Below are 15,490 nucleotides of genomic sequence, written 5' to 3' on the forward strand. Positions count from 1 at the left end.
GAACTTGCAACGTCGACGACATCAAGTGCCCCTGTGGGCTCGGGAGTTCGTCGCAATGTCTCACTCGCTGTCACGCCCGATGTCAGGCAAACGTACCCACGACACGGGTCCGCTTTCGACTACGGACGCCAGGGCTGGCGTAGCGCCACCCGCCGGCCCGCCGCGCATCTATGCGCTGAGCGCGCGTCCCCTTCCCGGCACCGACGACTGGACGGCGCTCGTCGAGCGCGTGGCCGACCTCGGCTTCTCCCGGTTGCTGGTCGACGAAACGTCGTTCGGCGACACGCTGGCGCAGTATCTCGATGCGCCCCACCGGCACGGACTCGCACTCGATGTCGCGGTGAACGCCGACGTCGCCTATGGCGTGCCGCAAGCCTCTGACACGACGGATGGCCCGGGCAGCGACGATCCGCCCGATCCCCGCTTTCCGCCGCGCTCCGCCGAGCGCTCAATCGTGTCATCTGCGGCGAATCGTCCGGCCAATGGGTCGCAGTGCGCGAACGATGCTTCCGACGGACTTGTCGCCCGACTGCACAAGCTCGCCGCGCAAGGAATCGACGGCTTTTGTCTGCATCATCTCAACGCCCGGCCCAGCGCCGCGTGGCGACGCCTGATCAACGATATGCGACGCCATTACCCGGCGCTTCAATGGTTCGGCTGGACGCCCGGTCTGCCACGGGAGCAAATGATCGCCATGGCGGACGCGGACTTCGACGGCGTTTTCCTCTCGTCGTGCTGGTGGGATATGCGCGCATCGTGGCTCTACGACGAGCATGCCGATCTGGCGAAGTGCGCCTGGCGTATTGCCTTGGCGGGCGACCCGTTCGAGACCCCCGATGACCTCGTCGTGCGAAGTCACAACGTGCTCGAATGCGCCCGCTCGCTGCAGCTTGCCTTCGAGCTTGGCGACGGCATTCTGATGCCTGCGGGCATGGAGTTCGGTCACGCGCATGCGGCAAGCGAACTGCCGGTTGCCGGACCGCCCACCGATGCTGCGACCGCCTCCGTCCATGAGATCGACTTTCGCCAGACCATCGCCGCGGGCAATCGGCGGCTGGTGGCCAACGCGCAGCGCGCTGAAGATAGCGGCGGCGCGTCGGTCGGGCATCCCGCCGCCCGGGCCTTTCTGCGATCGCTGTCGGGCGGCGACGCGGCGATCACACTCGTCACGCAGGAGATCCCCGGCGCGACGCGCAGCCGCATCGTCGCGGTCAACCGAAGCCTCACGCGGGCCGCCACGCTTGCCATGTCGAGCTGCGCGAACGTCGATCACGTCAAGCTCACACCGCTCGATGCGCATGGCAACACCGTAGGTGCGCCGCAAGCGTTGACGCATATTTCGCTCGCCCCCGGCGAGGTCCGTGTCTGGCAGGCCGAAATGGACCGTCACGTATCACGCCATGTCTGGCCCAAGGCGAAGTTGGGCGCGACGGGCGAGCCGGAGCGTCGCGCGGTGCGCGAGGCGGCTGCGCAGTCGCGCGTGGTGATCGAGGCTGTCGAGCCCTCGCTGGAAAACGGCCGATTCGCGTCGCGGGCCGTGGTGGGCGAGACGCTTCCGATTTCCGCCGACGTGTTCACCGACGGACATGCCCTGCCCAGTGCAGTTTTGCGATGGCGAGCGCTCGACGCCACCGCGTGGCAAGAAATTCCCATGACGCCGATCGGCAACGATCGCTGGCGTGCCGAATTTCGCGCGACGCGTCTGGGCCGCCACGAATATCAGATCGAAGCGTGGCAGGACCCCTATGTGAACTGGTGTCGTGAAGTGGCGAAGAAGCTCGACGCCGGCCAGTCGATTGCGCTGGAGATCCAGGAAGGCATCGAGTGCCTGAGAAAGGTCGCCGAGCAAGCAACGTCGGCCCGCGTGCGCAAAGCGCTCGACGGCGTGGCGGCACAGGTTAAAGCGCAAGACCCCGCTATCGCGTCCCAGGCGTATGCCACACTGAGCGCACCGGCCACGCTCGACGCCGTGGCTGCCGCACGTTACCGTCCGTTCGTGACCCGTTCGTCGGTGCTCCCGCTCGACGTGGAGCCTCCGGAGGCTGCATTCGCAAGCTGGTACGAGCTGTTTCCCCGCTCACAAAGCGGTGACCCCGGCAAACACGGGACCTTCGACGATGTCATCCGGCGGCTGCCGTCCATCGCGGCGATGGGCTTTGACGTGCTCTACATGCCGCCGATTCACCCCATCGGAAAAACGCATCGCAAGGGTCGCAACAACCGGCTCGACGCGCAGCCCGGCGATCCGGGCAGCCCGTACGCGATCGGCGACGCGTCCGGCGGTCACGATGCCATCCACCCCGAACTGGGCACGATTGACGATTTCCGACGCCTGCGTCAGGCCGCGGGCGCTCACGGGCTGCGTATTGCGCTCGATTTTGCGGTGCAGTGCTCGCCCGACCATCCGTGGTTGCGCGAGCATCCGGGGTGGTTCGACTGGCGTGCGGATGGTTCGCTACGCTACGCCGAGAATCCGCCGAAGAAATACGAGGATATCGTCAACGTCGATTTCTATGCGCCGGACGCGGTGCCCGGGCTATGGCTCGCGCTGCGCGACATCGTGTTGTACTGGATATCCGAAGGCATCGACCTGTTCCGTGTGGATAACCCCCACACCAAGCCACTGCCGTTCTGGGAATGGCTGATCGGCTCGGTGCGAGCCGCGCACCCGAGAACCGTGTTTCTGGCCGAAGCGTTCACGCGTCCGAAGCTGATGTATCGGCTAGCCAAGATCGGCTTCTCGCAGTCGTACACGTATTTCACCTGGCGCGAGACGAAGACCGAACTCACCGAGTATCTGACAGAACTTCAACAGCCGGACATTGCGGCGTGCTTTCGTCCGCACTTCTTCGTCAACACGCCGGACATCAATCCGTATCACCTGCAAACCGGCGGGCGTCCGGTCCATCTGGCGCGCGCGGCGTTGGCCACGACGCTCTCCGGACTGTGGGGCATGTACAGCGGGTTCGAACTCTGCGAGGCGACGCCGATTCCCGGGCGCGAGGAGTACCTCAACGCCGAGAAGTATGAGATTCGGGCATGGGACTGGGCGCGTCCGGGCAATATCGTGCGCGAGATCACGGTGCTCAACCGAATCCGCAAAGGCCATCCGGCGTTGCAGACGCATCGCGGCGTGACGTTCCTGAACGCAGACAATCCGCACGTTCTCTACTTCGAAAAGGCCACACCCACGCGCGCCGACGTCGTGCTCGTGGCCGTCAATCTCGACGCACGCCAGACCCACGCCACCACCATCGAACTGCCGCTCTGGCGATGGCAACTGCCGGACGACGGTGCGCTCGATGTCGAAAACCTGCTCGACGGCACGCAATTCGTGTGGCACGGCAAGCACCAGCGCGTTCACCTTTCGCCCAACGCGCCCTATGGCATCTGGTCCGTTCGTCCACGGCGCGAGATGGCCGACGACGATGACACCGACCCACGCCGGGAGACCCCATGAAAAGAGAACCCCGGCTCGGCAACGTCGCGCTGCGCGACGATCCGCACTGGTACAAGGACGCGGTCATTTACCAGTTGCACATCAAATCGTTCTACGACGCCAACGGCGACGGCATCGGCGACTTCGCCGGTCTGATCGAAAAGCTCGACTACATTGCCGAGCTGGGCGTCGACACGCTGTGGGTACTGCCGTTTTACCCGTCGCCTCGCCGCGACGACGGTTACGACATCGCCGAATATCGTGGCGTCCACCCCGACTACGGCACCATTGCCGACGTTCGCCGTCTCATCGCGGAAGCGCACGCGCGAGGCATTCGCGTCATTACGGAACTCGTCATCAATCACACCTCCGACCAGCATCCGTGGTTCAAGCGGGCATGTCTGGCACGCCCCGGCTCGTCGCATCGCAATTACTACGTCTGGTCCGACACAGGACGCGAATACGACGGCACGCGCATCATCTTCGTCGACACGGAGGTCTCGAACTGGACGTGGGAGCCGACGGCGGGCGCCTACTACTGGCACCGCTTCTACTCGCATCAACCCGACCTGAACTTCGACAATCCCCAAGTGCTGCGTTCGGTGCTCGGGGTGATGCATTTCTGGCTGGGGATGGGGGTCGATGGCCTGCGACTCGACGCCGTGCCGTACCTCGTGGAGCGTGAAGGCACCAGCAACGAGAACCTTCCGGAGACGCACGCCATTTTGCGACGCATTCGGGCCGATCTCGACGCGAAGTATCGCAACCGTCTCCTGCTCGCCGAAGCCAATCAGTGGCCGGAGGACGTGCAGCAGTACTTCGGGGCGGGCGACGAGTGCCATATGGCGTTCCACTTTCCGCTCATGCCGCGCATGTACATGGCGATCGCGCGCGAGGACCGATTCCCGATCACGGATATCCTGAGCCAGACTCCGCAGATTCCCGACGCCTGCCAATGGGCCATCTTCCTGCGCAATCACGACGAGCTCACGCTCGAAATGGTCACCGACAGCGAGCGCGATTACCTGTGGGAGGTCTATGCGTCCGACCGGCGGGCGCGCCTGAATCTCGGCATACGGCGCCGCCTTGCGCCCTTGCTGGAGCGTGACCGGCGTCGCATCGAGCTGATGAACAGCCTGTTGTTGTCGATGCCGGGCACGCCCGTCATCTACTACGGCGACGAAATCGGCATGGGCGACAACATCCATCTGGGCGATCGCGATGGCGTGCGCACGCCCATGCAATGGTCGTACGACCGCAACGGCGGCTTCTCGCGGGCAGACCCGGAACTGCTGACGTTGCCCGCGATTCAGGGCGCGTTGTACGGCTACGAGTCGGTCAACGTGGAGAGTCAGGCGCGCGACCCGCACTCGTTGCTGAACTGGATGCGACGCCTGATCGCCACGCGCCGGTCCCGGCGCGCCTTCGGCCGAGGCACCATCGAATTCCTGCATCCGACGAACCGCAAGGTACTGGCGTATCTGCGCGAGCATGCGGACGAAGCCCCACTGCTGTGCGTGGCCAACCTGTCGCGCGCCTCGCAGGCCGTGGAGCTCGACCTCTCGCGGTTTGCCGGGCGCACGCCGGTGGAGTTGCTCGGTGGCACGGCGTTCCCGGCGGTCGGTCAACTGACGTATCTGTTGACGTTGCCGCCCTATGGCTTTTACTGGTTCGAGTTGACCGAAGCGACGCAGGCGCCGCGCTGGAACGACGAAGCGTCCGAGCAGCTTCCCGAGTTCACCACGTTCGTCTGGCGCGCCGGGGCGCCGTTGCTCGATGCTTCGATTTGCGAGGCCATCTCAAAGACCATCCTGCCGCGCTATCTGCCCAGACGGCGGTGGTTTGCGGGGAAGAACGCACAGCTTCGGGCGACACGTCTGCGTTGTGTCACGCAACTCATGCAAGGCACGCCCGAGGGCGGCCCGGAGGCCCCGATCTGGTTGTGCGAGGTCGACGCGCACCTCGATGCCGATGGCGCCGATGGCGCCGTTCGCGAACGGCAGGTGCAGACGTATCTGCTGCCGCTCACCGTCGTTTGGGAGCAGACCGGCATGCGTCCCTTGCCGATTCAGCTCGCGCTCGCACGCGTGCGACGCGGTGGGCGCGTGGGCTACCTGGTCGATGCCTTTGCGAGCGAAGCGCTCGGCCCGGTGCTCGCCGGTCTGATGCAATCGAACGCGCGCGTGCCGGTGCAGCGCCCGGGCGACACGGGCAATACGGGCAATACGAGTGAGGCCGGCGACGGCGCAGCGCCCGGCGTCTTCGAGTTCGAAAGCGCCGCCGTGCTCGCGCAGGAGCCGATTCCCCCGGGCGAAGCCACTCAGTGGATGGCCGTCGAGCAGACCAACAGTTCGTTGGCGATGGGCAATTCGCTCGCGCTCAAGCTCGTTCGGCAGGTCGTGCCCGGCGTGCATCCAGAGGCCGAAATGTTGCGTCGGCTGAGCGAGTGCGGCTTCGCCAACTCGCCGGAGTGGCTCGGCGAAGTCCGTCGGCGCGATGCCGACGGAACACCGCACACGCTGGCCATCCTGCAACGCTTCGTCGGCAATCAGGGTAACGGCTGGAACTGGGGCTACGACACCCTCTCACGGCTCATCGAAGCGCTTTCGCACGATGAAGTCAGCGCGGGGGAAACGCGCGACGAAGCCGCACCCTACCTGCAACTGGCCACCCAGATCGGCAAACGCCTGGGCGAGATGCATCTCGTGCTGGCGCAGGACACGAACGACGAGGCGTTCTCACCCATCGTCGCAAACGACGCCATGCTCGCGCGCTGGACGTCGCACGCGCAGGCGATGGTCTCGCAGGCGTTCTCCCGGCTCGCGGCGCATAAGGCGACGGTCGCCGAGTTGCCGGACGCCAACGCGCAGATGTCGGCCATCGAGTCGCTGCTAGGTCGGCGCGAGGAAGTCATCGGCCGGCTCGCCGAGCTGGTGCAGCAAGGCGCCGGTACGATTTGCCAGCGCGTGCACGGCGACTTCCACCTCGGACAGGTACTCGTGACGCCCGGCGACGTGGTCATCATCGACTTCGAAGGCGAACCGGCGCGCGAGGTGTCGGTGCGGCGCGAGAAGACCAGTCCGCTGCGCGACGTGGCCGGATTGCTGCGCTCACTGGACTACGTGGGGCGCGCTGTCGCCAGTACGGAAGAACCCCTGCCCGCGCCGATGCTTGCGCGTCGCGAAGCGCTCTTGCGCCAGATCATGGCCGATGCGAGCCAGGCGTTTCTCGACGCCTACGCGCGATCGGTGGCCTACGGCGCCCCGCGACTGGCTGAGACCTTCGCGTGCCGCGCGCTACTCGATGCTCAATTGTTGGAAAAGGCTGCGTACGAAATCGTCTATGAGTGTGCGAACCGGCCTGCTTGGCTCTGGGTGCCGCTCGCGGGATTCGAGTCCCTGGTCGCACGCTTGCTCGGCCCGAAGGAGGACGCATCATCATGAACCGCGCCCTGCCCTCGCCGCCTCACGCCGAATCGCAGGGCAGCGAACGTATCCCCCCCACGTCAGCGGACGATTTGCATGCGTTGATCGACGCCCGCCACCCCGACCCGTTTTCGGTCCTCGGACCGCATCGCGACGGGGCGGACTGGATCGTCCGCGTCTTCCTGCCCGGCGCACTCGGCGTCGGACTCGAACCCTTGCCTTCGTCCAACGATGGCGTGCTCCCGATGCACCGGATACATGCGGACGGCCTGTTCGTCGCTTACCTGCGCACTGCGGCGTCGGGCACGGATCGCCACCCGCCGTACCGACTGCATATCGACTGGCCGCAGGCACGCCAGATCACCGTCGACCCCTACGCGTTCGATCTTCTGCTCGGCGAGCTAGACCTTCATTTGCTGCGCGAAGGGCGTCACTGGCGAATCGGCGACTGTCTCGGCGCCCACGCCATGTCGGTGGATGCGGTATCCGGTGTGCGATTTGCCGTATGGGCGCCCAACGCCAGTCGTGTGTCGGTGGTGGGCGATTTCAATGGCTGGGACGGACGTCGGCATCCCATGCGTTTACGGCACGACGCCGGCGTGTGGGAACTGTTCGTCCCGCATCTGGGCGCAAATGAGCGGTACAAGTTCGAGGTGCGCACCGCGCACGGCACCGTGCTGCCGCTCAAGGCCGATCCGCTAGCCCGCATGACCGAAGCCCCGCCGGCGAGCGCGTCCCGCGTGGCCAGCGCATCGCCATTCGTATGGCACGACAACGCGTGGCTCGCCGAGCGGGTTCACCGAGCCGCCGTCAACGCGCCGGTCTCGATCTATGAAGTCCATGCCGGGTCCTGGCTTCCGGCGTGCGGCGATGACCCGCCGCCGCCCGATTGGGACTCGCTCGCCAGCCGTCTTATCCCCTACGTGCGAGACATGGGCTTCACCCATATCGAGTTTCTGCCGGTCACCGAACATCCCTTCGCGGGATCGTGGGGCTATCAGCCCTTGAGTCTCTATGCCCCGACGGCGCGCTTTGGCGACCCTGCGGGCCTCGCGCGACTCATCGACGCCGCGCATGTCGCGGGGCTGGGCGTCATTCTCGATTGGGTACCGGCGCACTTTCCGTCCGACGTGCACGGTCTCGCGCACTTCGACGGCACGGCGCTCTACGAGCACGCCGATCCGCGCGAGGGATTCCATCAGGACTGGAAAACGAGCGTCTATAACCTGGGCCGACGTGAAGTCGTCAATTTTCTGATCGGCAGCGCCCTCGACTGGCTGCGCCGGTTTCATGTCGACGGATTGCGGGTGGACGCGGTGGCGTCGATGCTTTACCGCGATTACAGCCGCAAGCCGGGCGAATGGGTGCCCAACCGGTACGGCGGGCGCGAAAACCTCGAGGCCGTCGCCTTTTTGCAAATGCTCAGCGAGCGGGTGGCGCAGGAGGCCCCCGGCGCGGCGCTGTTCGCCGAGGAGTCGACGGCATGGCCGGGCGTGAGTGCGCCGGTGGCGTCCGGAGGACTGGGCTTCGATTACAAGTGGAACATGGGCTGGATGAACGACACGCTGCGCTACATGGGGCGCGACCCCGTGTATCGCCGTCATCATCACGACGACCTGACGTTCGGCCTCGTCTACGCGTTCTCGGAACGCTTCGTCCTGCCGCTCTCCCATGACGAGGTCGTGCATGGCAAAGGCTCGCTGATCGGGCGCATGCCGGGCGACGCGTGGCAGAAGCACGCCAATCTGCGCGCGTATCTGGGGTTCATGTGGACGCATCCCGGCAAGAAGCTGCTTTTCATGGGCGGCGAATTCGCCCAGCAGGCGGAATGGAACCATGACGCGCCGCTCGCCTGGCAGCAACTGGACGACCCGGCCTGTCGGGGTGTGCAACGCTGGGTGCGAGATCTGAACCGGTGCTATCGGGCCCTGCCCGCACTGTACCGGCTCGACGCCGAAGAGGCCGGCTTCACGTGGGTCATCGGTAACGACCGCGACAACAGTGTGCTGGCTTATCTGCGCTTCGGCACACCCGCTCATGCCGATGCGTCGCCGCAAGACGTTTGTCTCGTCGTCGTCAATTTCACACCGATACCGCGCCACGACTATCGCGTCGGTGTACCGGTCGCGGGCCGCTGGCGCGAAGTGCTCAATTCCGATTTGCGGTGCTATGGCGGCAGCGGCGTGACCAATGGCGGCCAACACGGTCAGCAAGGTCACCGCGGCCATATCGGGACTAGCGGGACTAGCGGGATTAGCGGGACTAGCGACACCATCGCAACCATCGAAACGCAAGGCGTGCCGTCGCATGGGCGCCCGGTGTCGCTCGGGCTGACGCTGCCGCCGTTGGGTTGTCTTGTGCTGACACCGGAGGAATAGCCGATGCCACATTCGCACATCGATAAACTGCTCCCGGGCCGCCCCTCTCCCCTAGGGGCGACATGGGACGGTCTGGGCGTGAATTTTGCCGTGTTCTCGGCCAACGCCGAGCGTATCGATCTCTGTGTGTTCGACGAACGCGGTCGCAAGGAGCTCAGACGCCTGACGCTGCCCGACTGTACCGATGAGATCTGGCACGGTTATCTGCCTGGCGCCGGGCCGGGACTGGTCTACGGATACCGGGCGCACGGCCCTTATGCCCCCGAGCAGGGCCACCGTTTCAACCCCGCCAAGCTCCTGCTCGATCCCTACGCGCGCGCCCTGCTGGGCAAAGTGCGCTGGTCCGATGCCCTGTTCGGTTACCGCGTGGCGTCACACAAGGCGGATCTCTCCATCGACCGGCGCGACAGCGCGCCCGCGATGCCGAAGGCTGTGGTGGTCGAAGCCCCCGATACCTTGCGTCACGACACGCGTCCTCATACGTCGTGGGACGACACGGTCATTCTGGAGACACATCTGCGGGGCATGACGATGCAAATGGACGGGCTGCGCCAGCCGGTGCGCGGCACGTTCGAGGCGCTCGCCTCACCGCGAGTCGTCGAGCATCTGCATCGGCTTGGCGTCACCGCCGTGGAGTTGTTGCCGGTTCACGCGTTCGTGCACGACCGGATACTCGTCGACCGGGGATTGCGCAATTTCTGGGGCTACAACACGCTGGCGTTCTTCGCACCGGAGTCGTCCTACCTGGGCAACGGCGGTGTGGACGCCATGCGCCGCGCCGTGCGCGCCCTGCATGCCGCAGGCATCGAAGTCATTCTGGACGTCGTCTACAACCACACCTGCGAGGGCAACGAACTCGGACCGACGCTCTCATGGCGAGGCTTCGACAACGCCAGCTATTACCGGCTCGTTCCCGGCGACGAGCGGTATTTCATCAACGACACGGGGTGCGGAAACACCGTCAACCTGTCGCATCCCCGTGTGTTGCAGATGGTCATGGACTCGCTTCGGTACTGGGTCGAGACGATGCAGATCGACGGCTTTCGCTTCGATCTCGGCGTGACGCTCGGGCGCGAGGGCTATGGCTTCGATCCGGGCGCGGGATTCTTCGACGCCATCGGACAGGATCCGGTGCTCGCCCGTACCAAGCTCATCTCCGAGCCCTGGGACATCGGCCCCGACGGCTATCAGTTGGGGCAGCACCCGCCGGGATTCGCCGAGTGGAACGGCAACTTCCGCGACAGCGTACGCCGGTACTGGCGCGGTGACGACGGGATTCGTCCGGACATCGCGGAGCGTCTCCTGGGCTCGGCGGGGCTGTTCGCGCGCCGTTGGCGCAAGCCGTGGGCGTCGCTGAACTTCATTACCGCCCACGACGGTTTCACGCTGGCCGACCTGACGTCTTACGCCGAACGTCATAACGAGGCGAATGGCGAGGAAAACCGCGACGGCGCCGGCGAGAATTTCAGCGCCAACTGGGGGGCGGAAGGGCCGACGGAGGACGCCGGCATCGTTGCCCTGCGCGAACGCGTGCAGCGATCGCTGCTCATGACGCTGCTGTTTGCCAGCGGCACCCCGATGATGCTGGCCGGCGACGAGTTCGGCCGCACGCAGCGCGGCAACAACAACGCCTACTGTCAGGACAACGACATCTCATGGCTGAACTGGCGTCAGGCGGCCGAACCTGCGGGCGCTACGATGACCGACTTCGCTGCGCGGGCGATTGCATTGCGCCGCGAGATTCCGCTTTTGCGCATCGTGCGCTTCTCGTCGGCGCCGGAATGGGTGGGCGATGACCTGGCAAGCATCTCCTGGTACGACGAGCGGGGGCTGCAACTCGCCGACGAGGACTGGCACAACGTGAAGGGCCGCGCGCTCGTGCTGCGTCGGGCCGCGCGACGCCCGGACGGCGGTATCGACATCGCGTTGCTCATGATGAACGCCGCGCACGTGCCGCTGTTGTTTCGCTGGCCGCCACCGGGAGGCGACTGGCAACTGCACCTCGATTCCGCGGACCCGGCGCGCGAACCCATGTCCCTCGGCGGAGACGGCGTGCAGATCGAAGCGCACGCCGCGATGGTCGTGACCGGCCGATGGCGCGAGAGCGCGGCGGCCTGCGCCGCCTGATTGGGGCGACCCGATTTCACCCCCACGCTCCCGTGCCCGACCGCACCCGCTCCCCGCCCTCTCGAACGCTCCACGCCCTCACGCTGACCCGTCCATGACCACCACCTACGCTTTCCCTCTTCCCTTCGGCGCCGAGTTGCAGGCGGATGGCACGACACGCTTTCGCATCTGGGCGCCGGACGTGAGCACCCTGCAACTCGCGATCGAGCGTGACGACCCCGTGCCGATGCAACCCGTCAACAGCGGTCATTTCGAGTTGGCGGTGCCGTGCATCGCGGGCACGCGGTACGCCTTTGTATTGCCCGACGGTCAGCGGGTGCCAGACCCGGCGTCACGGGCGCAGGACGGCGGACCGCACGACATGAGCGTCGTGATCGATCCCCGCGCGTTTGCGTGGCAAACGCACGGATGGCGGGGTCGCCCGTGGCAGGAAGCGGTGATTTACGAGCTGCACGTCGGGGCGCTTGGCGGCTACAACGGCGTGCGTGCACGCCTGCCCTATCTCGCGCAATTGGGCGTGAGCGCGATCGAGCTCATGCCGATCGGCACCTTCGAGGGCCGACACAACTGGGGTTACGACGGCGTGTTGCCGTTCGCCCCGGAAAGCGCTTACGGCAGCGTCGACGAACTCAAGGCGCTCATCGACGCGGCGCATGCCGAAGACATCATGGTCTTCGTGGACGTGGTCTACAACCACTTCGGGCCAAGCGGCAATTATCTGGCCTCGTACGCGTCGCCGTACTTCGATCGGAAAACGCATACCCCTTGGGGCGCCGCCATCGACTTCGACCAGCCGTGCGTGCGTCAGTACTTCGTACAGAACGCTTTGTACTGGCTGTTCGAGTTTCGCGCAGATGGATTGCGTCTGGACGCCGTTCACGCCATCGGGAACGACGCATTTGTTCAGGACCTCGCCACCTGCATCCGCGACGAGGTCGCCGCCCGCGAGCCGGGGCGTCACGTCCATCTCATTTTCGAGAACGAACATAACGCCGCAGGACTATTGGCGAACACGTCGGCCGCGCAGTGGAACGACGATTTTCACAACGCCCTGCATGTGTTGCTCACCGGTGAGCGCCAGGGCTACTACGCCGACTTTGCCGACAAGCCGGTCGCCCATTTGGCGCGGGCGTTGTCCGAAGGGTTCGCCTATCAGGGGGAGCGTGTCGAGCGACTCGGCAAACCACGCGGCGAGCCGAGCAGCTTTCTGTCGCCGGCGTCGTTCGTCGCGTTCCTGCAAAACCACGACCAGGTGGGCAATCGCCCGTTTGGCGACAGGCTGATCACGCACGCGAACCCTGCCGCGCTGCGCGCGGCCGTCGCGTTGTTGCTGCTGTGCCCGCAGATCCCGATGCTGTTCATGGGCGAGGAATGGGGAAGCGAAACCCCATTCCTGTTCTTCACCGATTACCGGGGAGCATTGGCGGATGCCGTTCGCAAAGGGCGGCGCGAGGAGTTTGCGCAACTGGGCGGCGTCGTGGGCGTGTCCGACGGCCCGAGCGCCACCCTCCCCGACCCGAACGACCCCGATACGTTCGCCGCCTCCCGTGTCGCGCCGGGAGAGCAGACCACCCTTGCCGCCGAGGACTGGTTGTCGTGGTATCGCAGCCTCATCGAGTTGCGGCGTACCCGGATCGTTCCACGGCTGTCTGGTGCGACGTCGGCGGGCGCCGAAGTGCTGAGTCCTGCCGCGCTATGTGCCCGATGGCGTCTGAACGACGGATCGCTGCTGGTGATCGTCATCAATGTTGGCGAACGCGGCATTGCCACCGACACGCAGGCGCTGCACCCGACAGGCGTCACGCTTTGCCAGACCCCGCCGCAAGCCGCCGACGCGCTCGCCGAAGGCGCGCTGCGCGCCCACGCCTGCGTCGTCTGGCTGGAGGAACCGTTATGACTGGAACCGCTGCGTCGCTACTCTCTCCCCCCTCTCTCGAAGCGCTGCATTCCCTCGCGCAACGGGCGGGACTTCTTATTCGTTGGGACGACGCCGCCGGTCAGCCGCATACGGTGTCGCTCGACGTGCTGCGGACCTTGCTCGACGCCATGGGACTGCGGTGCGGTAACGCCGCGCAGTGCCGCGACAGTCTGGCCTACCTCGATTCGCCCGCGTCGCTTTCGGACGAAGCGCAGATCGTAACGCGTGCTGGCGTGCCGGCCATATTGCCCGCGCTGTCCGTGACGGCCGGGCGCAAGCGTCTTGCCTATCGGATTCATCTTGAGGGTGGCGATACTGTGGACGGCACGACCGAGATCGATCCGAATTCCGGAGCGTCGTTATTGCTTCCCGTCGACGTGCCGGGATACCACCACGTCGAGATCGGCAATGTCCGGTTATCGCTGATCGTTGCCCCACCGCACGCCTACCGGATACCCGACACAGAACGTCGCTGGGGGATGAGTGTGCCGCTGTACGCACTGCGCAGTCAGGGCGACGGCGGCCTCGGCCATTACGGCGCGTTGGCCGACGCGGCCGCGGCGGCAGGATCGCGTGGCGCAAAGGCACTGGCGATCAGCCCCGCGCACGCCATGTTCAGCGCTCGCACGGGCCAGTACAGCCCCTACTCGCCGTCGAACCGTCAGTGGTACAACGTCACGCACATCGATCCGGCGGCCTTGTGCGGAATGCCCGAAGCGATGGAGGCAGCGCGACATCTGAGGCTCATTTCCGGCTATGCGCAGCGAGAACGTCAGCGCCTTGTCAACTGGCCCGCCGCTTCCGGGGCACGCTTGCAGGTCCTTCGGCATCTGTACGATCTGCGCGAGCATTGGCTCTCGACCGAGCAGGCGGATTCGCTCAGGCGATTCCGCCGCGATGGTCGTGATTCGCTCGAGGCGCACGCGCGCTTCGAAATGCTTCACGAGCGCCTGCATTCGACCCACGGTGACGACTGGCGTCGCTGGCCTGCCGACTTGCGCTCGCCATGGACGCCGCAGTCGGAGCGTATGGCTTTCGAGCATGCGGATGCCGTGGCATTTCATGTCTTCCTCCAATGGCTGGCGTTTCAGGGACTTCGACATGCGCATGCGCAAGCGAGGAGCGCCGGCATGGAGACGGGGCTCATCGCGGACATGGCCGTGGGCGTGGACCCGACCGGAAGCGAAGCATGGTCGGATGGCGGACATTTGCTCGAAGGCATTTCGCTCGGTGCGCCGCCGGACGCGTTCAATGCCGGCGGGCAGGTTTGGGGACTGACGACCTTTTCACCGTGGGCGTTCGCGCGGCGCGGTTACCGTCCCTTCATCGCCACGTTGCGCGCCGCGCTGGCGTTCTCCGGGGGACTGCGCATCGACCACGTGCTCGGCCTGTCACGTCTGTGGGTGTGTCCGGCCGGCACGCCGGCGAGTGCGGGCGCTTATCTGCGGTATCCCCTGGACGACTTGCTCGCGATCGTGGCGCTGGAATCGTCGCGCCATCGGGCGATCGTCATCGGTGAAGATCTCGGGACGGTGTCGGCTGACTTCCGGGCGCGTGTCGCTGCGCAAGGCGTGCTGGGAACGGACGTGCTGTGGTTTGCGCGCGACCCGGTTGCGCGCGACTCGCCACCGAAGGCGGCGCCGTTCCTTGCCCCGTCTCAATGGCGGGTCGATGCCGTGGCAACGACCAGCACACACGACTTGCCGAGCGCTGTCGGATGGTGGACCGGGCGCGACATCGCCTGGCGCGTTCGTCTTGCGCCCTCGTCCATCGATGCTCGCGCCGCGCGGCGCGCCCGTCGCGAGGACCGTACGGCACTGTGGCATGCGATGAGTTCGGCAGGTGTCGTGAACGACAGCGGGCACGCCGCAGCCCATCCGGGTGCGGGCGAGACGTCGGCCCGCGATGCCAGCGAAGCGTTCTCGCAGCCGACAGGCCGCGCGCCGGCCAGGCCACCGCTCGACGCCATCGTCAACTTCGTCGCCTTGTCTGCCTCGCCATTGGTACTGTTGCCCATCAACGACGCGGTGGGCGCGCGCGAGGCCGATAATCTGCCGGGCACGACAACCGAACACCCCAATTGGCGGCGGCGCTTGCGCGCACCGGTCGAAGTCTTGCTGGACGAGCCGGATGTCGCCTCCCGCCTGACGAGATTTGCACGCACACGGGCAGCGAGCGCGCGGCGTTCGGCCCGTTCATGACC

At 65.9% G+C, this 15,490-nt stretch carries 6 protein-coding genes; all 6 read left to right on the forward strand.

Going from position 1 to position 15,490, the window contains the following annotated elements; translation table 11 throughout:
* Positions 1 to 55: 55 nt before the first annotated feature.
* Positions 56 to 3,460, forward strand: coding sequence for an alpha-1,4-glucan--maltose-1-phosphate maltosyltransferase (locus tag UC34_RS12370; protein WP_157123176.1), 3,405 nt, complete (start codon positions 56 to 58; stop codon positions 3,458 to 3,460).
* Positions 3,457 to 6,882 carry a maltose alpha-D-glucosyltransferase gene (gene treS, locus UC34_RS12375; protein WP_044455781.1) on the forward strand — a complete coding sequence of 1,142 codons (3,426 nt, stop codon included), beginning with the start codon at positions 3,457 to 3,459 and terminating at the stop codon, positions 6,880 to 6,882. The genes UC34_RS12370 and treS overlap by 4 nt, the downstream gene beginning before the upstream one ends.
* The gene (gene glgB / locus UC34_RS12380; RefSeq protein WP_044455782.1) at positions 6,879 to 9,242 is read left to right on the forward strand and encodes a 1,4-alpha-glucan branching protein GlgB; all 2,364 of its coding nucleotides are present in this window, start codon (positions 6,879 to 6,881) and stop codon (positions 9,240 to 9,242) included. Before treS ends, glgB begins: the two co-directional genes overlap by 4 nt.
* A 3-nt stretch (positions 9,243 to 9,245) precedes the next feature.
* Entirely contained in the window at positions 9,246 to 11,369 is a 2,124-nt protein-coding gene (glgX, locus tag UC34_RS12385; protein WP_084070590.1) for a glycogen debranching protein GlgX, read from the forward strand.
* Positions 11,370 to 11,463: 94 nt separating this feature from the next.
* Complete coding sequence (treZ, locus tag UC34_RS12390) at positions 11,464 to 13,266, forward strand: malto-oligosyltrehalose trehalohydrolase (RefSeq protein WP_044455783.1); 1,803 nt, start codon at positions 11,464 to 11,466, stop codon at positions 13,264 to 13,266.
* Positions 13,263 to 15,488, forward strand: a complete 2,226-nt coding sequence (gene malQ, locus UC34_RS12395; protein WP_044455784.1) for a 4-alpha-glucanotransferase — start codon at positions 13,263 to 13,265, stop codon at positions 15,486 to 15,488. The genes treZ and malQ overlap by 4 nt, the downstream gene beginning before the upstream one ends.
* Positions 15,489 to 15,490 lie beyond the last annotated feature (2 nt).

The sequence above is a fragment of the Pandoraea vervacti genome (assembly GCF_000934605.2).
In the GTDB taxonomy this organism is placed as follows: domain Bacteria; phylum Pseudomonadota; class Gammaproteobacteria; order Burkholderiales; family Burkholderiaceae; genus Pandoraea; species Pandoraea vervacti.